The organism is Arthrobacter sp. UYNi723, from assembly GCF_054057635.1.
On sequence record NZ_JBSRZM010000029.1, the window covers coordinates 1 to 21,082 of the forward strand.

A 21,082-nucleotide genomic window follows, 5' to 3' on the forward strand; every position below is an offset into this window, starting at 1 on the left:
TTCTCCGGCAAGCCCGAGCACATCGCGGCGATCTGTGATTCGAAGCCGGAGGTCTTCGCGCACAACGTCGAGACCGTGCCCCGGATTTTCAAGCGGATCCGGCCCGCGTTCCGGTATGACCGGTCCCTGGATGTCATTACCCAGGGCCGGAAGCTGGGCATGGTGACCAAGTCCAACCTGATCCTGGGCATGGGCGAGACCCGCGAGGAGATCTCCGAGGCGTTGCGGGACCTGCACGAGGCCGGCTGTGACCTGATCACCATCACCCAGTACCTGCGCCCGTCCGAACGGCACCTGCCGGTGGACCGCTGGGTCAAGCCGCAGGAGTTCGTGGACCTGCAGGACGAGGCCAACGAGATCGGCTTCCTCGGGGTCATGAGTGGCCCGCTGGTCCGTTCCTCCTACCGGGCCGGCCGGCTCTGGGCCACCGCGATGCGCAAGAAGGGCTGGGAAATCCCCGCCCAGCTCGCCCACATCGAGTCCTCCGGCAGCACCCGCCAGGAAGCCAGCTCACTGCTCGCCGCCCACGCCAGCTGACCGCCCGATATCAGGAAAGGACCGAAGATGTTCCCTACAAGAATCGAAATCATCCCCTCAACCGGGATTGTTGACCAGGTCCAGGCACTGGTTCCGCTGACCACCACGCTGACCATGACGTGCCTGCCGCACCACGGCATCGAGCGGACCATGCGCACCTCGGTGAAGCTGAGCGCCCTCGGCTACACCGTCATCCCGCACTTGGCCGCGCGCAGCATCCATGACCGGGCCGAGCTGACCCGGATCATGCGGGACTGCGACGGTGCCGGCATCGGCGAGGTGTTTGTGATCGGCGGCGACCGGAAGCAGCCCGCCGGACCGTACGAGTCAGCCCTCCCGCTGCTCAAGGACATCGCCCAGTACACCGGCGGCCGGATGCGCGCAGGCGTGGCAGGCTACCCGGAAGGCCACCCGACGGTGGCCGCCATGGACCTGCTCGATGCCCTGCAGGACAAGCAGCACCTGGCCACGCACGTTGTCACCCAGATGTGCTTCGACGCGCCCAAAATCCTCGACTTCGCGGCGCTCCTGCGCCGTGAAGGCGTGGACCTGCCCGTCTGGGCGGGTGTGGCGGGGTCCGTCCCGCGGACCAAGCTACTGGCACTTGCCACGCAGATCGGCGTCGGGAGTTCCCTGAAGTTCCTCAGCAGCAAGGGAACGCTGGCGCGCAAGCTGCTCAGCGGTGACCGCTACTCACCCCACACCTTGGTGGCCGGGCTCGAAAACCAGCCCGGCATCGCAGGCATCCATCTTTACAGCTTCAACAACCTCGATGCGGTCCCCAATGAAGCGGGCCTTGCATCTTCCCCAACGGCACTCCAGCCAGCATTGATTCGAGGAGCAGCACGTGAGCAGTAAGACCACCGCTTCCCTCCAAACGCCCCACCTTGAACGCCAGCTCAGCAACAGGCACATCCAGCTGATCGCCATTTGCGGCGCCATCGGCACGGGCCGTCCTGCTGGGCGTCGCCTGGGTCATCCTGCGCAAGCGTCCGGCTCACCTGGCCCGCTACGCGGAGTTCCAGAAGGACCTTGCCGGCGAGAAGGTAGTGGCCGAGGAGAAGGCATCGCGGGAGAGCTAAGTGACAACTGAACACGTTCTGACCGTCAACTGCGCCGAGTCCCCGGGGATCGTCCACGCGATCACCGGGTACCTGCTGGATCACGACTGCGACATCATCGACACCAAGCACTTCGGTGACCGTCAGGCCCAGCAGTTCTTTATGCGCGTGCATTTCGCAGCCGGGACGAAGGCCTTCAGCACGGAGGACCTGCGCGGGGATTTCGAGCCGCTGGCCGCTGAGTGGGCCATGAACTGGCAGCTGGAACCGCACGGCCGCAAGCGCCGTGTGCTGGTGATGGTGTCCAAGTTCGGGCACTGCCTCAACGACCTGCTGTTCCGGGCCCGCACGGGTGATCTTCCGGTGGAAATCGTGGCAGTGGTCTCCAACCACACGGACCACGAGGACCTGGTGAAGTGGCACGGCATCCCGTTCTTCCACCTCCCGGTCACCAAGGAGACGAAGCCGGCGCAGGAAGCGCGCCTGCTGGAGCTCGTGGATGAGTTCGAGGTGGAACTGGTGGTCCTGGCCCGCTACATGCAGGTCCTCAGCGATGAGCTGTCGGCCCAGCTGACGGGCCGGACCATCAACATCCACCACTCGTTCCTGCCGAGTTTCAAAGGCGCCAAGCCGTACCACCAGGCCTACGACCGTGGGGTGAAAACCGTGGGCGCCACGGCGCATTACGTCAACGCGGAGCTGGATGAGGGACCGATCATCGCCCAGCAGGTCATCGACGTGGACCACACGTACACGGCCGATGACCTGGTGCGCGTGGGCCGCGACGCTGAGTGCAAGGCGCTGAGCAACGCGGTCCGGTGGCACTGTGAAGGCCGGGTAATGCTCGACGGCGGACGGACAGTGGTTCTGCGCTGACCGCTCCTGCGCGGCCCCGCCCAACTGAGTAGCGCTAACTGTCGTTTTGAACCTTCAGAACGACAGTTAGCGCTACTTACATTCGGGGGAGTGGGGTGGGGCCGCGCAACCGTGTGTGGCGCCCATTAATGCTCGACGGCGGGCGCTGTGTCAGGGCGCTGACTCAGGCGCGCTGCTGGAAGTGTGTGGGCGGAACCCCGCCCGGGAGCGTGCGCAGCATCCCTTCGGCGACGTCGCGGATGGTCAGGTTCCGATGGCTCGATGCGAGCGTGAGCATCTGGAACGCCGCCTCGTAGGAGCACCGGTTCTGGCCCATGATCACGCCGCAGGCGATGTTGATCGCGGTGCGGCTGGCCATGGCTGCGCGGAGATCCGCGGATTGGGCGAGGCCAGCCCGGACCTGCAGTGCCAGGACCAGGCTCTTGGCCGCCACGTCGGAGAAAGCCAGCGCCTGGGTGGCGACAACCGGGGTGAACACGTTCGTTTCCTCCGAATACACCGTCAGTGCGGCCCGGTAGCCGCGTTCCAGCGGCAATGGCACGGCGACAGCGGAGCGGAAGCCGGCTGACCTGAGACTGGCCGGGTACTCGTCCCAGCGCCTGTCCAGGCAGTGATCATTGAGAATGATGGTCAGGCGGCCGCCCAGTGCCCGCGAGGTGGGACCCCGTCCGGCGAGCTGGTCCCACCGGGAAAGGCCACCGGCGGCGTCGGTGGTTGCCGCTGTGAAGGGCGTCCCGTCCGGCCGCACGAGCGTCACCGTGCTCTCCACGGGGTAGCCGGCAATCTCGCTCACGGCGGACGCCGCAATCCGGGCCAGTGCGCACGCCGATGCCGCTTCCGAGTGTCCGCGGATATCCAGCAGGACCCCCGAGACGTGCCAGTCCACCAGTTGATCGATCATCATGCCCCAGTCCTCATGTGTCGGTACGTCCTCATCTTAAAAGGCCCTGCCGGGATGGCACACGAGTAGTGAGTACTCGCTTTTCTTCCAGGGCGGGCGGGTAGCCCCCAGGCCCGGGTTTCGTTGGTGCCCTTACGTATGAAGCGGTGCGGATTAGACTGTGCGTGTGGAAACTGAACCCGACTTCGAAGGCCTGCAACAGCTCGACGACGCAGTGGACATCGCTGAATTCCGTGCCGCCAAGGCCGAGGACGGTGGCCAGCGCGTGAGCCTGGCGGAGCTTCAGGCCGAACTGTGACCAAGCCCTACATGTCGAAGTAGGTGGTGGCTTCCTCGCCCGAGACCTTCCGGACGATCGCGTCGGCCACGTCCCGGAGCTTCTGGTTCCGGTGGCTGGAGACCTTCATCAGGATGGACATCGCCTCGGTCTGGCTGCAGCGGTTCTGGGCCATGATGATCCCGCAGGCAATGTTGATGGCCGTGCGGCTCATCATCGCCGCGCTCAGGTCATCCGCAGCGCTCTCGGCGGTTCCCACCCTGACGGCCAGGCGGACGGCACTGCCGGCGACGTCGGCGAAACTGGCTGCCTCGCTGATGGTCGCCTCGGTGAACACGCCAGTTGCCGGCGCGAAGAAGTTCAGGACCGCGGCGGCGTTTTCACCAAGTTCAAGGGGGACGCCAAGGACGCTGTGGATGCCCTCCTCGATCAGGCGCTCCTGGTAGGTGGGCCAGCGCGGGTCGGTGCGGACATCGGCAAGCAGCACAGGGGTCGCTGCCTTCAGCGCTGCGAGGCAGGGTCCGTCGCCCACGGCCTGTTCAATGCGGTCCAGGTGGAAGGCGCGCTCGGTGCTGCCGCCTACCGTTGTGGTTTTCCTGGCGCGCTTGAGGGTGACCCCGCACTCCACCGTTGCGCCGGCGGAGCGGCTCAAGGCGGCCGCGGCGATGATGGAGAGCCCGCCCAGGAAGTCAGCAACCGATCCAGTGCCGATAATCAGGTCCTGCAGCTCCAGAAGCAGCTCATGTTCGGGCGAATTGGTCATGCCCAAATCTAGGCCGAAGGGCGGGCGCTCACAAGCTAGCCGGCCGCCTGCGGGGCCGCCACTTTGATGATCTCCAGGGCGTCAGGATCCAGCAGCTTCCGCGTGCCGGTCCGCGAGTCCCTGATCCAGATCAGTTCCAGGGAATGTACGACGTCGGTCACCCGGCCTTTGTGGAAGAGCTTGCCGTTGTGCCACGCCTCGATGTGGTCGCCGAGTTGGATTTTTACCGTCTGAACCTTGTCAGTGATCATGCTGTGCCCCCTGCTGGTTGTCCCCGTATGCCCAGCATGCCCCGGCCAGGTTGCCGCAGTGTTTCTGCCGGGTAAAAGCCCGGGGTTTCGCTCCCCACCCGCCCCCTAACCTCGCAAGCTCGGCCAGGGAACCCGGCGGGCGTGGGCCCGGCTCAACCACCGGATAGTGGAGAATGCCTTCATGACCAATGACGAGATTCGGCCTGTCTACTTCCTTTCGGACAGCACCGGCATCACTGCGGAAACGCTCGGCAACACCTTGTTGACGCAGTTCCCCGCGAACAACTTTGACCGCATCACGGTCCCCTTCATTACCACGGCCGAACAGGCCAGGACCGTGGTGGGCACCATCGACAAACTGGTCGCCACCGGCCCGCGGCCCATCGTCTTTTCCACAGCCGTCAGCAGCGACATCAGACAGGCCATTGCAACGTGCCAAGGGATCATCGTGGATCTGATCGGGACGCATGTGGGACAGCTGGAGCAGGCACTCGGTTCACAGGCCAGCGCCGAACCCGGCAGGGCCCACGGCCTCGGCAACGCGGAGCGGTATCAATCCCGGATGGCGGCCGTCGAGTACGCCATGGAACACGACGACGGCCAGAGCCTGCGGGCGCTGGAAAAGGCGCAAGTCATCCTGGTGGCACCGTCCCGCTGCGGAAAAACGCCCACCACCATGTACCTGGCGCTCCAGCACGGCATCTTCGCCGCGAACTTCCCGCTGGTGGACGAGGATTTCCAACGGGAAGGGCTGCCCAAGCCGCTGCGGCCTTTTGTTGAGAAGTGTTTCGGGCTGTCCTCCAACCCCCTGCGGCTGAGCCAGATCCGCACCGAGCGGCGCCGCGGCTCACCGTACGCGTCGCTGCGGCAGTGCGGCTTCGAGCTGCGCAGCGCCGAGCAGTTGTACGTCTCCCATCGGATCCCGTACTTGAATTCGGCGACGGTGTCCGTGGAGGAAATGGCCGCCACCATCCTGCAGCGGATGAACCTTAAACATTAGGGAAAAATTTCACAAGCCCCGTGTGGCGCACATCATGTTGGAAAGAACGCTCCGGACCTGTCACTGTAGACAGGATCCGCGCCCACCAACCGGCCACAGCCGCGAGCGGGCGGCGCCAAGGCATGCCATCATCTGCGAAGGAGCAGCAAATATGACAACAGACATCCTGTGGTTCTCAGAACTCGGACTCAAGGACCTGGACCGGGTAGGCGGCAAGAACGCCTCCCTCGGCGAGATGGTGCAGAACCTCACCTCCGCCGGCGTCCAGGTCCCGGACGGCTTTGCCACGACGGCCGACGCCTACCGCAGCTTCCTGGCTGATTCTGGCCTGGACCAGAAGATCGTGGACCGGCTGGTGGGCCTGGACACCGATGACGTGACGGCCCTGGCAGCAGCGGGCAAGGAAATCCGGGCACTGATGCGCGAGACGCCCTTCCTGCCGGACTTCGAGGCGCAGATCCGGAACGCCTACCAGCAGCTGGTGGACAAGCACGCGGGCTCCGAGGACCTCTCCTGGGCCGTTCGTTCCAGCGCCACGGCGGAGGACCTCCCGGATGCCTCCTTCGCCGGGCAGCAGGAAACCTTCCTGAATGTCCGCGGCATCGAGAACATCCTGATCGCCATCAAGGACGTGTTCGCGTCCCTCTACAACGACCGGGCCATCGCCTACCGCGTGCACCACAAGTTTGAACACGCCGAGGTGGCACTCTCGGCGGGCATCCAGCGGATGGTGCGCTCCGACGTCGGGGCTTCCGGCGTTATGTTCACCATGGACACCGAGTCCGGGTTCCAGGACGCCGTGTTCGTCACGTCCTCCTACGGCCTGGGCGAGGCCGTGGTCCAGGGCGCCGTGAACCCTGATGAGTTCTACGTCTACAAACCCGCGCTGCAGGCCGGCCGCCCCGCCATCCTCAAGCGCGGACTGGGCGAGAAGGCCCTCCAGATGACCTACACCAACAGCCAGGAGATCGGCCGCACCATCGACTTCGTGCCGGTGGAGGCCTCCTTGCGGAACCGCTTCAGCCTCAGCGACGCCGACGTCGAGCAGCTCGCCCGGCACGCCGTCGCCATCGAGAACCACTACGGCCGCCCCATGGACATCGAATGGGGCAAGGACGGGACCGACGGCGGCCTGTACATCCTGCAGGCACGCCCGGAGACGGTGCAGTCCCGCCGGGCCGCCGGCAGCCTCAGCCGTTTCCGCCTCAACGGGACCGGCCGGACGCTGGTGGAGGGCCGTGCCATCGGCCAGCGCATCGGTGCCGGCAGCGTCCGCATCCTCACCTCGATCGACCAGATGGCCGCGTTCAAGACCGGCGACGTCCTCGTCGCCGACATGACCGACCCGGACTGGGAACCGATCATGAAGCGCGCCTCCGCCATCGTCACCAACCGCGGCGGACGCACGTGCCACGCGGCCATCATCGCCCGCGAACTGGGGATTCCCGCCGTCGTCGGCACCGGAAGCGCTACGGACGCCCTCACCGACGGCCTCGAGGTGACCGTCTCCTGCGCTGACGGCGAGACCGGCACCATCTACGAAGGCCTCCTGGACTTCAGCGTCGAGGAAACCGCCATCACCGAGCTGCCGGAGGCCCCGGTCAAGGTCATGATGAACGTCGGAACCCCGGAGCAGGCGTTCACGTTCGCCCAGCTGCCGAACCACGGCGTGGGCCTGGCCCGGCTGGAATTCATCATCAACCGCCAGATCGGCATCCACCCCAAGGCGCTCTTGAACCTGGACAGCCAGCCGGCGGACGTAGCCGCGGAAATCCGGGAACGGATTGCCGCGTACAGCAGCCCGCGCGACTACTACATCAAGCGCCTGGCCGAAGGCGTGTCCACCATCGCGGCGGCCTTCGCGCCGGAACCGGTGATTGTGCGCATGTCCGACTTCAAGTCCAACGAGTACGCCAACCTCATCGGCGGACCCGCCTACGAGCCGCACGAAGAAAACCCGATGCTCGGCTTCCGCGGCGCCTCCCGGTACCTGGAGCCGTCCTTCCGGGACTGCTTCGACCTCGAGTGCGAGGCCCTGTCCTTCGTCCGCAACGAGATGGGGCTGACCAACGTCAAGCTGATGATCCCGTTCGTACGGACCCTGGATGAGGCCCGCGGCGTCATCGAGCTGCTGGCGGAGAACGGCCTGGTCCGTGGCGAGAACGGCCTCGAGGTGATCATGATGTGCGAGATTCCGTCCAACGCGCTGCTGGCCGACGACTTCCTGGACTACTTCGACGGCTTCTCCATCGGCTCCAATGACATGACCCAGCTGGCCCTGGGCCTTGACCGGGATTCCGCGATTGTCTCGGGCGGCTTCGATGAACGCGACCCTGCCGTCAAGAAGCTCCTGACCATGGCCATCAAGGCCTGCAAGGCGCGCGGCAAGTATGTCGGCATCTGCGGCCAGGGTCCCAGCGACCACGCGGACTTCGCCGAGTGGCTGGTCGAGGAAGGCATCGATTCCGTCTCCCTGAACCCCGACACCGTGGTGGACACCTGGCTCCGCCTCGCCGGCACCCCGGTGATTGAACCTGTCTAAATCCGCTAAACGCACGACGTCGGCACCCGGGTTGGGTGCCGACGTCGTCCGTTCCCGGTGACTGAGCGAGACCCCGGTGATTGAGCTTGTCGAAATCCCGACGCGCCTGCCCAGTTGCCCCCGCGAACGATTGTGATTGAGCCGGGCTTGTGGCGGCCCCTTCAACGCCGAAAGGTCTTGACGGGCCACCAACAGGCGCAACTAGCCTTGGCCGAGAGTGCGTAGCTTCGGTGCGCTCTGCGGGTTGTCCACCAGGATCTTCAGGTTCATCCGTGCCCGCCACCGGTCCTCACCGGTCCTCCGCGGTCCTCCGCGGTCGGCCGGGCGACGGCCAGTCCGGCCACAGAAGAGCTTTTCGAAATCTTGACGCTCCTGCCCAGTTGCCAGCCATGAAACCACCGCAAAACCAGGGACGCGCCGGGCTTTTGCGTGTCCCGGGCGGAGGAAGTGGGGAGGAACGTTCGACGGCGGCAGGCGGCCCGGGTGCCGACGTCGCCCAGTTGGTCCGCCGGTGATTGAGCTTGTCAGAGACCCAGGGACTTCGACAAGCTCAATCACCAGACTGAATGTCAGCCCTGGTTGATGCGGATCATGTTGCCGGACGGGTCGCGGAAGGCGCAGTCGCGCGGGCCCCACGGCTGGACGATGGGTTCCTGGAGCACCTCGGCGCCTGATGCCCGGAGGGTTTCGAAGGTGGCGTCGAGATCGTCCGTGTTGAACACGAGCATGGGCATAACGCCTTTGGTGAGGAGCTCCTGGATGGCGTCCCCATCGGCCTGGGAGCGGCCGGCGTGGGGAGGGGAGAGGACGATCTCAAGGTCGGGCTGGGCGGCACTGCCAAGTGTGACCCAGCGCTGTCCGTCCGAGCCGACGTCGTTCCGGACTTCCAGGCCAAGGGCGTCGCGGTAGAACGCGAGGGACTCATCGAGATCGTTGACGGTGACGTGTGCGTACTTTAATGAAATGTTCATGTCTCCCACGCTAGGGGAGTGGCTATGAAGAGGCTTCTTCAATCCTGCTCGGTTTGCGCGAGGGCCGGGTGTGCTGCCGGGCGATGCAAGTGGGCATTGCTTTCACGGCGTGGTGTTCGTGGGCCCGGTAGGCGCTGGGCGTTATGCCGACGATCTCGGTGAACCGCGAGCTGAACGAACCCAGGGACGTAGAGCCCACCTCCATGCACGCGTCGGTCACGCTGGCGCCGGCGCGCAGCAGCGCCATGGCACGTTCGATCCGCCGGGTCATGAGGTAGTTGTAGGGTGTCTCACCGTAGGCGGCCTTGAACTGGCGGGAGAAGTGCGCAGCGGACATGAGGGCGCCGGCGGCGATGGTGGGCACGTCCAGCGGCCGGGCGTACTCGCGGTCGATCAGGTCACGGGCCCGGCGCAAGTGGGCCAGGTTGGCCAGCTCCTGCGGTGTCATGAGGCAAGTCTAGTAGCGCCCCCGGTGGTCGAGCCTGTCGAAATCCCCGCGACGCGGAAATGGCATGGCGCTACGGAAACTGCCTGGCGACACCCGAATTCTGGTGTCGCCAGGCCGATCGCGTGTCATCAGGGAATATGCGCGTCATTATCTCGAGTGGTCGGGCCCGCCTGAGCCCGGTGATCGAGCCTGTCCCTTCCGGTGATTGAGCTTGTCGAAATCCCGACGCTCCTGCCCAGTTGCCCTCCAAGAAACCACGGCAAAAGCCGGGACGCGCCGGACTTTTGCGTGTCCCCGGTGGGGAAGCGGGGGAGGAACGTCGGGCGGCGGCGGCCCAATCCCCGGTGCCTGAGCCCGGCTCAGTGGCTGGTGGATGACTTTTCCTTAAAGGTGTTGACGGGCAACCGGTGATCCGTAGTTCGCGCAGAAGCTGCGTGCCTGCACCGGACCGGACCGGACCGGACCGGGGCGAGCAGCTCGAGAACTGGAGGGATCAGATCTTCTGAACCCCTGCGTGCAGACGCCCCCACCAACAGGTGCAACTAGCTTTGGCCGAGCCTGCGGAACTTCGGTGCGCTCTGCGGGTTGTCCGCCAGGATCTTCATGTTCATCCGGGCCCTCTGCCGTTCCTCGTCCTCGAGCAGCATCCAGGATTGGTGTGCACGGTCGCCGAGGCTATCGTGCAGGCCGATGATCCGGGAGCGGTCGCTGCCCTTCATCTGATCGCGCGTGGTCAGTGGTTCCAGGACGCAGGCGGAGAGGACGACGGCATCCTCCAGGTGCCGGCGGGTGTCGCGGCTGTCTTCCCGGTAGGCCGCACCTTTCAGGACGAGGGCTCCGAGGACGTTGGGGATACTGATGAGGACGTCCTTTTCGTCGTCACCGTCACCGCCGTCGACGTCGGGAACTGAGAACCGGCAATAAACCGTCCGCTGCAGGGCCTGGGTGCCGGCGGGTAGGGCGAACATATCGTGGCCACCCAGTCGCTGAGGGAACCGTGGAGCGACCCGGTCCGCGACCATTACGTCGACCTGTTCCTTCCCGCGGACAAACCGGTGGGCCGGAGCAGCGGAGTCTATGGACGTCTGCAGTGCATAGCCCATCCCGGCAAGGATGGCGTGGACCTGCGCAACTGTCGTCCCAGGGGTCTCAAGATGAAGGACGATGTCCACGACCGCGGTCGGCCGGGCCACGGCCAGTCCGGCCCGGGCAGCGTGGAGTTGGACCATTAGTCCGCCGACCAGAGTCCAGTGCTGGGCGGGGAGGTTCCGGGCCAGCTCGACGCATTGCGGCCAGGGCTGGCCCCAGCCACCTGGCGGTGTGGCGACGTCCCAAATTTCGCGGCCGTCGTCGTGGATACCGTCAGCCACGGTTGAACTGTTCGTCGAGGAGCTTCTCGAGAACGGACCGGCCGGCAGAGTGCTCCCTCGTCGCGACGGATTCGGCCAAGTCAAGGGCGATGGCCGCCGTGGGAACACCTGCTTTGAGGGCTTCCTCGAATTCCACTTCTCTCAGGGTTACGTTCCCGCTCGTGTCCGCTTCCATGTAGAAGGCTTCGGCCATCTCTTCAGCGACGCCCAATGGGACGTAGCCGTCGAGGAACCCTCCGCCTCCGGCCAGACCAAACTTCGAGGCGATGTCGGCGTCCCTCATGGCCGTCCCGCCGGTGGCGGCTACGTGTTCTAACAGCCTGGAGATCGCGTCGGGTGTGGCGCGGAACCTGCGAACCGTGGCCCGGTTGCGGGCGGCGGCCATGATCTCATCTACGGTGCGGGTCTGCAAGGATTGGCGGAGCCGGTAGCGCTCGGAGGGTTGGAGCCAAGCTGCGTCGGCCCCGTCAAGCATGGCAAGGGCAGCCCAGGCGATCCTTGGGGTCCAGGCGCGGCCAGCCCTGCGGGGCACCTGGTAGGCGCGGTTCAGGGAGTCAGTGGAGACCAGAAGGTTGTTGCCGGATTTGAGGACGTCCAGGCGGCCGTGGGCGACCATGTTTCTGATCTGGCGGGTGCTCACGCCGAGCTGGTCTGCCGCTTCCTTGGTGCTGACATAGTTTGAAGCCATAGACACAATACTACCGCGGCGGGAATAATTCTGTGTATGCGGAACAGTTCCTGTTGCGGAATAGTTCTATCTATTGGTTCGTGTCACGATGCAGCGTGGCGCTACGCACATGCCCTGTCGCGACCGGAATGCGGAATACGCGTGTCCCCATGGCAGTTGCGCGTCCTCGGGGATTCTGAGCGTCATTAACGTGGGTGGGCGAGTCGGTGCCTCGGATGATTGAGCCTGTCCAAGTCATGGCGCTCCTGCCCAGTTGCCCTCCAAGAAGCCGCCGCAGTACGCCTGACACGCCGGGCTTGCGTGTCCTGGGCTGAGGAACTGGGGAGGAACGTCCGACGGCGGCAGGCGCCCCGGCAGTGGATGATCGGAAATATCCTTCTGATCCGAGCTTTCTGCCCGTGATCGTCAAGGGCCTCATGCATTTTCTGAAATATGTTGCAGATTTGGTGCCGCGCCAGATGCGCGGACTCCGGAATGTGCTCTCACCCGACTATGCGGCCATTCCCAACGACACCGTGTGGGCAAACGGCAGCGCGCAGTCTCCCAGAGCTCAGGTTGCCAGATGGGTCGCGGAAGGCGCAGTCGCACGGGCCCCAAGGCGCCTGCGTCGATGCTAGTTCCCGCTCCAGCGTCGTTGGGTGCTGTTGATGAGCCCGATGAGCGCGGCCGTCCACCAGCATGCCTGAGAGACGCTGAGCGCGGTCATGAGCCGGAGGCGCAGCGCCCGGGCGAGGTGGCCAAAGCGTGTCGCGGCAGGCAACACCAGCAGCCGGTGCATGGCCGGGGCGATGCTGAGGCCGTTGAGCATGAGGACCAGCACGCAGCCGAGCTTGATGGCAGTAACCGGATTGGTCAGGTCGGGGTGGATGAGAGCGCCGGAGGCCAGAAGCAGGGCGAGGCCGCCCCAGATCAGAGGCTTCGCGGCAGCCTCGAGCTTCCCGGACTCGTGCATCTGCACCCTGCCCAGGAGCCAAAGCAGGCCCATCCAATCAATGACCAGGATGGTGCCGAATGACATCACCAGGGCCAGGATGTGAGCGGACAGGCCGATGCGGTGCAGTTCTGGTCCGAAGTCCACGTGGTGCCCGATCAGCACGGAGGCCAGCCAGCATGCCATGCATAGGACGCCGAGCAGGATCAGCCGGGTCCGCTGGCCGCCTGAGGCGGGTATGGGCAAGGCGGCCGGTCGTTCCGGGAGAGTGGAAATAGCCATGGGTGGTCCTCGTTATCGAAGCGCTGATAGAACGAGGGTAGCGCCTAATTTAGGTATGCCGAAAAATATAGTTTCGGCTTTCGAACTTTTTGGAATGACGCCGCCGTTGCGCCCTCCGCACCCCACCGGCCTGGGGGGCTGCCAGAGTAATGCGTGTGCTGTGTCGCAGCCCTTCACGTGAAAATGCTCGGGCAGCCGTGCCAGATAGACAGCTGTGCATGGAGCATACTGAGGCATGACTGACCGCGACGACTTCCTAGCCTGGGTAAAGTCCGCGCTTTACGAAGCGGAACTAGCCCTTCACAACGGCGATTCGGCCCCGCGCCGGGCAATCTGGTCACGTAACGAACCCGTGAGCATCCTGGGTGCGTGGCGCAACGCCTATGGCCAGCATGAGCTGGCCGGGCTCTTCGCCGACCTCGAGAAGAGTTTCTCCGACTGCACGTCGTACACGTTCGAATTGCAGGCGTATGACGTCGTGGATGACATGGCCTACACCGTCGGACTGGAGCACACCTCCGCCTCCATCAACGGTCAGCCGCGAAGCTACACCTTGCGTGCCACGCAGGTGTATCGCCGCGAAGGCGGCGAGTGGAAGGTGGCCCATCGGCATGCCGACACTGTTGTCGAGTGACGGTGCCAGGCGCGTCGCGTGAACCGGGTAGCGATCCGTTGCCGGGCGTCGAACCGCAGTTAGGCACGGACGGGACGCGGCCCATTAGACCAGAAGCTGGAGAAATAGGGCACATTTTGTTTTCTTAATCCACCACTACCCGGTGTACTCTTCCAAGGTTAGGCTTCCCTAAATCGCCGAAGACTCCTATGGACCACACGCTATGAGCACCCAACTTGACCTTCAACGCCTGTCGTTTGCCTCGAACCTCGCGGGAAACGGTGACAGGACTGCCGTTGCCACCAGCAATGGTGTCTTGACGTATCGGGAACTGGCCGACCGTGTTGAGGAGGTGGGCCGGCGACTCGGTACCGAACGTCGCCTGGTTGCCCTGACGGCCGGTAACGATGTTGACTCCCTGGTGGGTTACCTGGCGGCCATGGCCGCCGGTCATCCGCTGATCCTCCTGCCCGCGGACAAGCCTGCCGCCCTGGAGTCCCTGGTCGCGGCCTATGATCCGGACGTTATCCTTAGTTCCGCGAACGGCCGGACAGTACTGGAGGAGCGACGGCCTGGCACCGGACACACTCTGCACCCGGACCTGGCCCTTCTGTTGAGCACCTCAGGTTCCACCGGTTCACCCAAGCTTGTGCGGCTGTCCTATGAAAACCTCCAGGAGAACGCAGAGTCCATCGCGGAATACCTCGGCATCACGGAGTATGACCGGGCAATGACCACGCTGCCCATGTCCTACTGCTATGGACTGTCAGTGATCAACAGCCACCTGCTGCGTGGTGCCAGCCTGGTCCTGACGGATCTGTCCGTGGTGGACCCCTGCTTCTGGGATCTGTTCCGCAGCGAGGGTGCCACATCGTTCGCAGCCGTTCCCTACACCTTCGAGTTGCTCGAGCGGGTGGGGTTCGCCGCGATGAATCTACCCACGCTCAGGTATGTGACCCAGGCTGGCGGCAGGCTCGGCCCTGACCTGGTCCGGCGTTACGCAGAACTGGGCGCAAGGAGCGGCTGGGATCTCTTTGTAATGTACGGCCAGACGGAGGCCACGGCACGCATGGCCTACCTCCCTCCGCGGCTGGCGGGTACGGCGCCCGGGGCCATCGGAATTCCCATCCCCGGCGGCGCCTTCCGGATAGACCCGGTCCCTGGGCTGGAGCATGGGGAGCTGGTCTATTCCGGACCCAACGTGATGCTGGGTTACGCCCAGACGCCGGAGGACCTCGGCCTCGGGCAGACGGTGGATGAACTCCGCACCGGAGACCTGGCACGCCAGAACGCAGACGGACTGTACGAGGTAGTGGGACGGCGCAGCCGGTTCGTCAAGATCGTCGGCCTGCGCGTCGACCTTGGACAAGTGGAACGGATCCTTGCCGACCTAGGTATTCAGGCCGCGAGCGCCGGCACGGACCAGGGACTCGTCGTCGCCGTCGAGGGTGAACACGACCCAGCACTGCTGGGCAAGCTCCTCGCCCAGGGCATAGGTCTGCCACGCGCTGCCCTGGAAGTCCATGCCGTCCGGGAGCTTCCGCGCCTGGCGTCCGGCAAGCTGGACTACCCGGCCGTCCTGGCGCTCGCCAAACCCACAGTTCAAGACGCGCCTTCCAGCGCGAACTCCGGAGCTAAGCCGCAGGACAGTGTGGTGAAGATTTTTGAAGACACACTGGAGCTGACGGACATTTCCGACGACGACACGTTCGTTTCGCTCGGTGGGGACTCCCTTTCGTATGTGGCAGCGTCGGTGCGGCTTGAGCAGGCGTTGGGGCATTTGCCCCCGGACTGGCACATCACCCCGGTGGGGGTGCTGGGGGCCCGCCGTGAACAGCCGCGGCCGCGGAAGCGCCGCCTGTTCGCCCGGCTTGAAACCAGCATCGTGCTGCGGGCTGTCTCCATTTTCCTGATCGTCAGCACCCACATCGGATTCCTGCACTGGCAGGGTGCCGCCCACGTGCTCATGGCTGTGGCGGGGTTCAACTTCGCCCGGTTCCAGCTGTCCGGGGAACGCATGCCGCGGCTGCGGAAACAAGCCGCCAGCCTGGCCAGGGTCATCATCCCCAGCATGGCCTTCATCGGCTTCGCCTACCTGATCACCGACAGATACAGCCTGGCGAATATCGTCCTCCTCCACGCCATTATCGGGCCCGAAGAGGTGACCACCCGGTCGCATTTCTGGTTCATCGAGGTGCTCGTCTACGTGTTGGTCAGCATGACGGCCCTGCTCGCCCTGCCCTGGGTCAGCCGGGCCGAAAAGCGCTTCCCGTTCCTTTTTCCGCTGGTGCTGCTCGCCGCCGGGCTGCTCACCCGCTATGAGCTTTTTGAGCCGGGAATTCCGCACACAACGCCCATATTCTGGCTTTTCGCGCTGGGATGGGCGGTTGCCCGGGCCCGCCATATCCTTCAGCGAGGCGCCGTCAGTGTCGTTGCCGCTCTGACCATCCCGGGGTTCTTCGACAACCCCGCCCGTGAACTGACTGTCCTGGCCGGGATACTCCTGCTCCTGTGGCTGCCCAGTCTTCCCGTCCCGGCCGGGCTCCGGCGCCTCACCGTTCTGCTGGCCAGCGCGTCCCTGCACATCTATCTGGTGCATTGGCTGGTCTACCCGCTGCTGGTGGGGCTCAGCCCCGCGCTCGCCGTCGTGGCCTCACTGGCCGCAGGCTCCGCGTACTGGGCGCTCTGCAGCCTGGCGCCAACGGTCATCGGCCGCACCAAGAGCCGGTTGTCGAGCCCGTCGAGATAGTGACGCTCCTGCCCAGTTGCTCTCCAAAAGACCGCGGCAAAACCCGGGACACGCCGGGCTATTGCGTGTCCCGGGCGGAGGAAGTGGGGAGGAACGTCCGACGGCGGCTAAACGGGATGGAGATCGCGTCGTGCCCTGAGTTCAGCAGGACTCCCGATCTACCGGATTCTGTACCCCGGAAATGCGGAACACTTCCCGCCACGGCTTAGTTGTGTCGATCGGTTCGGGTCGGGCCGGATAGCCACCCCGCCAGACTTATATCGCCCCGATATACTTGACCCATGATCAGCGAGATCGCCGAGAAGAGGGTTCGTGCCGGGCTGAGCCAGAAACGGCTGGCCGAGCTCTCGCATGTCAGCCAGCCAAATCTGTCGGCATATGAATCCGGGAAGCGCGTCCCCCGGCCCGAAACCCTTGACCGGATCATGAGGGTATTGAGGCGCCGGCCATCGGAGATCCTCGCTGAACACCGCGGCGAGACACTGGCGATCGCCCACAGCTACAAAGCACATAATGTCCGCGTTTTCGGATCGTTGGCAAGAGGCGAGGACACGCCGGGATCCGACGTCGATCTTCTCGTTGACCTCGAACCGGGCGCCACGCTTTTCGACCTGTCCGGATTCCGCCTGGACATGATTGACCTGCTCGGCGTGGAAGTGGACATCGTCCCGTCTGGTTCAGGGGGCCCCATCATGGAGCGCATCCTCAGTGAAGCAGTCCCCCTGTGAGCGGGCACCCCGAAGATGTCTCCGTGGGCGGTCAGTTCGTGCCCCGTGAGCAGAAGGATCCGACCTTCTCCCTCGCTACGGCCCCGAAGGGCAGGGTCCTCCAGCTGATCGGAGACATGGAGGAGCGGCTGGGCTGGGCGCAGCAGATCGTGGATGAAGGTGAGCCTGCCTTCAACGATCCGGGAAATTGGCGGTCGCGCGAGGCAATGAAGTCCATCCTCATTGACCTGAACACTGCCGCGGATCGGATCCCCGAGCCGGTACGCGAGCAGTACCCCACGATACCGTGGCGTCAGATGCGCGGACTCCGGAATGTGCTCTCACACGACTACGCGGCCATTCGTAACGACACCGTGTGGCAAACGGCGGCCCGCAGTCTGCCGGAGCTCAGGGCACAGCTTGCCCACATGCGTGCCGACGTCGAACGCTGGCCCTAGGCTGTCACCCTTCAATCCGGGACGCTCCTGCCCGGTTGCTCTCCAAAAACCGTCGAACCGATCTTGCTTATACGCAATATCGTGATTCACGTTGCATATGTGCGACAGCATGGAGGTTGCCTGGCGACACTCATATGACCTGTCGCAACCGCAAAACATGTAGCGGCAGGGATTTTGTGCGTCATAGGGTTTTTCGCGCGTCGACTTCGGCGGAACGCGCACGACGGCGGGGCACGCCGGCCGCTGCCAGCTTGCGTTCCAGCTTCCCGGGCTCCATGAGATCGTCCCAGTCCCACCTCACCACGTTGAACCCAGCGGCCCGGATCCGGTTCGCGCTTCTTTTCCTCCAGCACCGCCTGCGATGCCGTCCTGCCTTTTGAGGAGCTCCGGTTTGACGTACTTCTCCACGCCGTCGAATTCGCCCACCACCTTGGCCAGCTTCCAGCAGAAGTCGGCATAGCCCACGAGCCCGTCCTTGTCGTGGATGGCTTGCTGCAGGACCGGGGTTTCGAAACCGGTCACCTGGATCAGCGAGCGGCTGTAGGACTCTCCCGCCGAACCGGACATTGGATCCGCGAAAGCCAAGGCGGCCAGTATTCTACGCCCGGCCGCCGCCGAGTAGTTCGCACCGATGCCCGTCACTAACTCATCCTTGGTCAGGGCCCTCAGCCGCAGGGCGCGGTCCGGTTTCGGCACGTGGTCCAACGGGGCGGCCGCCTCCGTAAACGGCGTAAACGCGGCCAGATCCAGCACAGTGCGGATACGGCCGGTGACCAGCAGGCCCTCCCGCCGGACGACTGTCAGACCCGCCGGATCAGCGAAGTGGCGGACAATTCCGGCGCGGGACCGGCCGCCGTCGTTCTTCATTGTCAGGGCGTGGACAGGATGGTGCAGGCCAATGGTGGGGATGCTGCAGACAGACGCGGCGGAATGTCGGGCAAACACAGTGGGACGTTCGATGGTTTCCGCCGCCGCGCTGATGCGGAGCCCGTACTGTTCCCAGGGCTTCAGTCGCTGCCACGCGGGGCCGTCGGTGTAGACGCCGTGCCGGATCCGGACAAGCGAACCGGCGTTCAATCCCTTGGCGAGGTCCGTGGCGGTCAGCCCGTGCTGGATGCGGTCGCGGGCCAAAAGGAGCGGTGGAAGGTCGGTCATGTACCGAAGATGCCAGTTACGCGCCCTGTGCGACAGATCAGGCTGCCGCCATGTGGAAAACCAACTGCACCACGGTCGACACGCACGTCTACTCTCGACCCGCATGCGCTCTGACGCGCACGAAATATGGGCCGCGTCAGGGCATATCCGAGTCGACAAGGAATGTGCGCGTCGCCGCGGCCCGGTGGTCGAGCCTGTCGAGACCCGGTCACTGACAAGCTCAACCGCCGGGCCCCGTCCTTGACGCCTTCCGCGTCATCCGCATATCCTGAACGAACGGTCGGTAAATAAATCGGACCAATCCAGGCAGGTGCATAGGAGCAACCATGGAAGCCAACGCCCAGCGCGACGCGGACAGCCAGGCCAAGGACCGCCAAGACGCGGCCGGCCAGGCCAACTTTGACCGCGTGATCGCCGATGACTCCCGCATTGAACCAAAAGATTGGATGCCGGACGCCTACCGCAAGACCCTCCTGCGCCAGATCTCCCAGCACGCCCACTCGGAGATCATCGGGATGCAGCCGGAAGCCAACTGGATTTCCCGGGCCCCGAGCCTGAAGCGAAAGGCCATCCTGATGGCCAAGGTCCAGGACGAGGCCGGCCACGGGCTGTACCTCTACTCGGCCGCCGAAACGCTCGGCCAAAGCAGGGACAAGATGATGGCCGACCTCATCGCCGGCAAGGCCCGCTATTCCAGCATCTTCAACTACCCGGCCCTGACATGGGCGGACATGGGCGCCATCGGCTGGCTGGTGGACGGCGCCGCCATCTGCAACCAGGTGCCGTTGTGCCGCGCCTCCTACGGCCCCTACGGCCGCGCCATGGTGCGCGTCTGCAAGGAAGAGTCGTTCCACCAGCGCCAGGGCTTCGAGATCCTGCTGGAACTCGCCCACGGCACCCCGGAGCAGAAGCAGATGGCCCAGGACGCCGTGAACCGCTGGTACGCCCCGGCGCTGATGATGTTCGGCCCGCCGGACGACGATTCGCCCAACTCCCGCCAGTCCATGGCCTGGAACATCAAGCGCTTCAGCAACGACGAACTCCGCAGCCGCTTCGTGGGAATGATGGTGGAGCAGGTCCGCGTGCTGGGCCTCACCCTCCCGGACAGCGAGATCCGCTTCAACGAGGACACCAAAAAGTGGGAGCACGGCCCGCTGGACTGGAATGAATTCCACGAAGTCCTCGCCGGCCGCGGCCCCTGCAACGCCCAGCGCCTTGAGCGCCGGAGGGAAGCGCACGACGACGGCGCCTGGGTCCGCGAAGCAGCCGCGGCGTATGCAGCAAAACAGAAGGAAATGGCAGCATGAGCGAACATTCAGAGGTTTCGACGGTTTCGACAAGCTCAACCACCGGAGGTCCGGTGATTGAGCCTGTCGAAATCCGCTCAACCACCGGGTGGGGCCTGTGGGAGGTCTTCGTCCGGTCGAGCCGCGGGCTGTCCCACGTCCACGCCGGGTCCCTGCACGCGCCGGACGCCGCCATGGCCCTGCGCAACGCCCGCGACCTCTACACGCGCCGCAACGAGGGTGTGTCCATCTGGGTGGTCCCGGCCGACGCCATCGCCGCCAGCGACCCCGACTCCAAGGGTTCGTTCTTCGAGTCCCCGCAGGGCAAGGACTACCGGCACGCCACGTATTACACCAAGAGCGAAGGCGTGAAGCACCTGTGAGCAACGAATCCGCCACCCGCATCACCCCCGGCAACGCCCTGCGCCCGGAGGACATCGCCTTGGAGGTCCGTACCGGCCTGGCCAAGCCCACAGAGGACGTGGCCGAGTACGCGCTGCGCCTGGGGGACGACGGCCTGGTCCTCGCGCAGCGCCTGGGCCACTGGATCTCCCGCGGCCCCGAGCTGGAGGAGGACGTGGCTCTGGGCAACATCGCCCTGGACCAGCTGGGCCATGCCCGGAGCTTCCTCACGTACGCGGGCGGCGCCTGGGACAAAACCGAGGACGAGCTGGCGTATTTCCGACGGGAGCCAGAGTTCCGCTCCGCCCACATCTTTGAGCAGCCCAACGGCGACTTCGCGGCCACCATCGCCCGGCAGTTCATCGTGAGCTACTACCAGTTCGAGCTCTACCGCCGCCTCACGGAATCCACAGACGCCACCCTGGCCGCCATCGCCGCGAAGGCCGTAAAGGAAGTGGACTACCACCGGGACCACAGCGCCCAGTGGGTCCTCCGCCTGGCCGGCGGCACCGAGGAATCCCTTAACCGGATGATCCAGGGCCTGAAGCAGATGTGGCCCTACGTCGCCGAGCTCTTCCAGGACGACGAGCTGACCACGCGTCTGGCTGAAACGGGCGCCGCCGTCGAGCCTTCCAGCCTGCGCGCGGACTTTGACCGACTGACCGGGGAGATCCTGGCCGAAGCGGGGCTGGGAGTGCCGGACGGGCCGGCTGCCCCCGGCGGCGGCCGGCACGGCCGGCACTCCGAGCACCTGGGTTACCTGCTCGCGGAGATGCAGGTGCTCGCCCGGGAGTACCCCGGAGCAAGCTGGTGA

At 65.0% G+C, this 21,082-nt stretch carries 22 protein-coding genes; 13 read left to right on the plus strand and 9 right to left on the minus strand.

The window, feature by feature from the left end; genetic code table 11:
- The 3 genes from ACVWY0_RS18425 to purU form a co-directional block, all read left to right on the plus strand.
- The coding region (locus ACVWY0_RS18425) for a lipoyl synthase (protein WP_485837955.1) at positions 1-537 on the plus strand (537 nt) is incomplete at its 5' end.
- 27 nt (positions 538-564) lie between these two features.
- A complete protein-coding gene (locus tag ACVWY0_RS18430) occupies positions 565-1,395 on the plus strand; it encodes a methylenetetrahydrofolate reductase (protein ID WP_485837956.1) in 831 nt (276 codons plus the stop codon).
- A gap of 224 nt (positions 1,396-1,619) precedes the next feature.
- On the plus strand, positions 1,620-2,474 hold the full coding sequence (gene purU / locus ACVWY0_RS18435) for a formyltetrahydrofolate deformylase (protein WP_485837957.1): 855 nt from the start codon (positions 1,620-1,622) through the stop codon (positions 2,472-2,474).
- Between the two features lie 163 nt (positions 2,475-2,637).
- On the opposite strand, the gene ACVWY0_RS18440 is transcribed toward purU, so the two are convergent.
- The gene (locus ACVWY0_RS18440; protein WP_485837958.1) at positions 2,638-3,378 is read right to left on the minus strand and encodes a GAF and ANTAR domain-containing protein; all 741 of its coding nucleotides are present in this window, start codon (positions 3,376-3,378) and stop codon (positions 2,638-2,640) included.
- A gap of 163 nt (positions 3,379-3,541) precedes the next feature.
- On the opposite strand from ACVWY0_RS18440, the gene ACVWY0_RS18445 reads away from it, so the two are divergent.
- Positions 3,542-3,673 (plus strand): hypothetical protein, encoded by a 132-nt coding sequence (locus ACVWY0_RS18445; protein WP_485837959.1) that lies wholly within the window; start codon positions 3,542-3,544, stop codon positions 3,671-3,673.
- A 7-nt stretch (positions 3,674-3,680) separates the two neighbouring features.
- On the opposite strand, the gene ACVWY0_RS18450 is transcribed toward ACVWY0_RS18445, so the two are convergent.
- Complete coding sequence (locus ACVWY0_RS18450; RefSeq protein WP_485837960.1) at positions 3,681-4,415, minus strand: GAF and ANTAR domain-containing protein; 735 nt, start codon at positions 4,413-4,415, stop codon at positions 3,681-3,683.
- Positions 4,416-4,450: 35 nt separating this feature from the next.
- Positions 4,451-4,666, minus strand: a complete 216-nt coding sequence (locus ACVWY0_RS18455; RefSeq protein WP_485837961.1) for a hypothetical protein — start codon at positions 4,664-4,666, stop codon at positions 4,451-4,453.
- Between the two features lie 181 nt (positions 4,667-4,847).
- Between ACVWY0_RS18455 and ACVWY0_RS18460 the strand changes: the two genes are divergently transcribed.
- A complete protein-coding gene (locus tag ACVWY0_RS18460) occupies positions 4,848-5,666 on the plus strand; it encodes a pyruvate, water dikinase regulatory protein (protein ID WP_485837962.1) in 819 nt (272 codons plus the stop codon).
- A gap of 151 nt (positions 5,667-5,817) precedes the next feature.
- Positions 5,818-8,208: a phosphoenolpyruvate synthase gene (ppsA, locus tag ACVWY0_RS18465; protein ID WP_485837963.1), complete on the plus strand. Its 2,391-nt coding sequence runs from the start codon at positions 5,818-5,820 to the stop codon at positions 8,206-8,208.
- 569 nt (positions 8,209-8,777) lie between these two features.
- On the opposite strand, the gene ACVWY0_RS18470 is transcribed toward ppsA, so the two are convergent.
- The 5 genes from ACVWY0_RS18470 to ACVWY0_RS18490 all read right to left on the minus strand — a co-directional run bounded on the left by ACVWY0_RS18470 (position 8,778) and on the right by ACVWY0_RS18490 (position 12,898).
- On the minus strand, positions 8,778-9,179 hold the full coding sequence (locus ACVWY0_RS18470; protein WP_141141424.1) for a VOC family protein: 402 nt from the start codon (positions 9,177-9,179) through the stop codon (positions 8,778-8,780).
- Positions 9,180-9,201: 22 nt separating this feature from the next.
- On the minus strand, positions 9,202-9,627 hold the full coding sequence (locus tag ACVWY0_RS18475; protein ID WP_485837964.1) for a helix-turn-helix transcriptional regulator: 426 nt from the start codon (positions 9,625-9,627) through the stop codon (positions 9,202-9,204).
- A 542-nt stretch (positions 9,628-10,169) separates the two neighbouring features.
- Entirely contained in the window at positions 10,170-10,997 is an 828-nt protein-coding gene (locus ACVWY0_RS18480; RefSeq protein ID WP_485837965.1) for a hypothetical protein, read from the minus strand.
- Positions 10,990-11,685 (minus strand): helix-turn-helix domain-containing protein, encoded by a 696-nt coding sequence (locus tag ACVWY0_RS18485; protein WP_485837966.1) that lies wholly within the window; start codon positions 11,683-11,685, stop codon positions 10,990-10,992. Before ACVWY0_RS18485 ends, ACVWY0_RS18480 begins: the two co-directional genes overlap by 8 nt.
- Positions 11,686-12,298: 613 nt before the next feature.
- Positions 12,299-12,898: a hypothetical protein gene (locus ACVWY0_RS18490; RefSeq protein WP_485837967.1), complete on the minus strand. Its 600-nt coding sequence runs from the start codon at positions 12,896-12,898 to the stop codon at positions 12,299-12,301.
- Between the two features lie 235 nt (positions 12,899-13,133).
- Here ACVWY0_RS18490 and ACVWY0_RS18495 point away from each other — a divergent pair, with 235 nt between their 5' ends.
- The 4 genes from ACVWY0_RS18495 to ACVWY0_RS18510 all read left to right on the plus strand — a co-directional run bounded on the left by ACVWY0_RS18495 (position 13,134) and on the right by ACVWY0_RS18510 (position 17,425).
- On the plus strand, positions 13,134-13,532 hold the full coding sequence (locus tag ACVWY0_RS18495; protein WP_485837968.1) for a nuclear transport factor 2 family protein: 399 nt from the start codon (positions 13,134-13,136) through the stop codon (positions 13,530-13,532).
- 202 nt (positions 13,533-13,734) lie between these two features.
- Complete coding sequence (locus ACVWY0_RS18500; RefSeq protein ID WP_485837969.1) at positions 13,735-16,260, plus strand: AMP-binding protein; 2,526 nt, start codon at positions 13,735-13,737, stop codon at positions 16,258-16,260.
- A gap of 281 nt (positions 16,261-16,541) precedes the next feature.
- Positions 16,542-16,988, plus strand: coding sequence for a helix-turn-helix domain-containing protein (locus tag ACVWY0_RS18505; protein ID WP_485837970.1), 447 nt, complete (start codon positions 16,542-16,544; stop codon positions 16,986-16,988).
- Positions 16,985-17,425 (plus strand): HepT-like ribonuclease domain-containing protein, encoded by a 441-nt coding sequence (locus ACVWY0_RS18510; protein WP_485837971.1) that lies wholly within the window; start codon positions 16,985-16,987, stop codon positions 17,423-17,425. Before ACVWY0_RS18505 ends, ACVWY0_RS18510 begins: the two co-directional genes overlap by 4 nt.
- Before the next feature lie 297 nt (positions 17,426-17,722).
- Here ACVWY0_RS18510 and ACVWY0_RS18515 read toward each other — a convergent pair whose 3' ends face one another.
- Positions 17,723-18,580 carry a hypothetical protein gene (locus tag ACVWY0_RS18515; RefSeq protein ID WP_485837972.1) on the minus strand — a complete coding sequence of 286 codons (858 nt, stop codon included), beginning with the start codon at positions 18,578-18,580 and terminating at the stop codon, positions 17,723-17,725.
- 326 nt (positions 18,581-18,906) lie between these two features.
- Between ACVWY0_RS18515 and paaA the strand changes: the two genes are divergently transcribed.
- Genes paaA through paaC form a run of 3 tightly spaced genes read left to right on the plus strand, consistent with a single transcriptional unit; the run spans position 18,907 to position 21,082 of the window.
- Positions 18,907-19,887, plus strand: coding sequence for a 1,2-phenylacetyl-CoA epoxidase subunit PaaA (gene paaA, locus ACVWY0_RS18520; RefSeq protein WP_485837973.1), 981 nt, complete (start codon positions 18,907-18,909; stop codon positions 19,885-19,887).
- Positions 19,884-20,249: a 1,2-phenylacetyl-CoA epoxidase subunit PaaB gene (paaB, locus tag ACVWY0_RS18525; RefSeq protein WP_485837974.1), complete on the plus strand. Its 366-nt coding sequence runs from the start codon at positions 19,884-19,886 to the stop codon at positions 20,247-20,249. Before paaA ends, paaB begins: the two co-directional genes overlap by 4 nt.
- The gene (gene paaC / locus ACVWY0_RS18530) at positions 20,246-21,082 is read left to right on the plus strand and encodes a 1,2-phenylacetyl-CoA epoxidase subunit PaaC (protein ID WP_485837975.1); all 837 of its coding nucleotides are present in this window, start codon (positions 20,246-20,248) and stop codon (positions 21,080-21,082) included. Before paaB ends, paaC begins: the two co-directional genes overlap by 4 nt.

What these genes read in the sequence shown, in the direction of transcription:
- ACVWY0_RS18430 (WP_485837956.1), top strand. Translation starts at nt 565, where the DNA reads ATGTTCCCTACAAGAATCGAAATCATCCCCTCAACCGGGATTGTTGAC.
- ACVWY0_RS18440 (WP_485837958.1), bottom strand. Translation starts at nt 3,378, where the DNA reads ATGATGATCGATCAACTGGTGGACTGGCACGTCTCGGGGGTCCTGCTG.
- ACVWY0_RS18450 (WP_485837960.1), bottom strand. Translation starts at nt 4,415, where the DNA reads ATGACCAATTCGCCCGAACATGAGCTGCTTCTGGAGCTGCAGGACCTG.
- ACVWY0_RS18455 (WP_485837961.1), bottom strand. Translation starts at nt 4,666, where the DNA reads ATGATCACTGACAAGGTTCAGACGGTAAAAATCCAACTCGGCGACCAC.
- ACVWY0_RS18460 (WP_485837962.1), top strand. Translation starts at nt 4,848, where the DNA reads ATGACCAATGACGAGATTCGGCCTGTCTACTTCCTTTCGGACAGCACC.
- ppsA (WP_485837963.1), top strand. Translation starts at nt 5,818, where the DNA reads ATGACAACAGACATCCTGTGGTTCTCAGAACTCGGACTCAAGGACCTG.
- ACVWY0_RS18470 (WP_141141424.1), bottom strand. Translation starts at nt 9,179, where the DNA reads ATGAACATTTCATTAAAGTACGCACACGTCACCGTCAACGATCTCGAT.
- ACVWY0_RS18475 (WP_485837964.1), bottom strand. Translation starts at nt 9,627, where the DNA reads ATGACACCGCAGGAGCTGGCCAACCTGGCCCACTTGCGCCGGGCCCGT.
- ACVWY0_RS18485 (WP_485837966.1), bottom strand. Translation starts at nt 11,685, where the DNA reads ATGGCTTCAAACTATGTCAGCACCAAGGAAGCGGCAGACCAGCTCGGC.
- ACVWY0_RS18490 (WP_485837967.1), bottom strand. Translation starts at nt 12,898, where the DNA reads ATGGCTATTTCCACTCTCCCGGAACGACCGGCCGCCTTGCCCATACCC.
- ACVWY0_RS18495 (WP_485837968.1), top strand. Translation starts at nt 13,134, where the DNA reads ATGACTGACCGCGACGACTTCCTAGCCTGGGTAAAGTCCGCGCTTTAC.
- ACVWY0_RS18500 (WP_485837969.1), top strand. Translation starts at nt 13,735, where the DNA reads ATGAGCACCCAACTTGACCTTCAACGCCTGTCGTTTGCCTCGAACCTC.
- ACVWY0_RS18505 (WP_485837970.1), top strand. Translation starts at nt 16,542, where the DNA reads ATGATCAGCGAGATCGCCGAGAAGAGGGTTCGTGCCGGGCTGAGCCAG.
- ACVWY0_RS18515 (WP_485837972.1), bottom strand. Translation starts at nt 18,580, where the DNA reads ATGACCGACCTTCCACCGCTCCTTTTGGCCCGCGACCGCATCCAGCAC.
- paaA (WP_485837973.1), top strand. Translation starts at nt 18,907, where the DNA reads ATGGAAGCCAACGCCCAGCGCGACGCGGACAGCCAGGCCAAGGACCGC.
- paaB (WP_485837974.1), top strand. Translation starts at nt 19,884, where the DNA reads ATGAGCGAACATTCAGAGGTTTCGACGGTTTCGACAAGCTCAACCACC.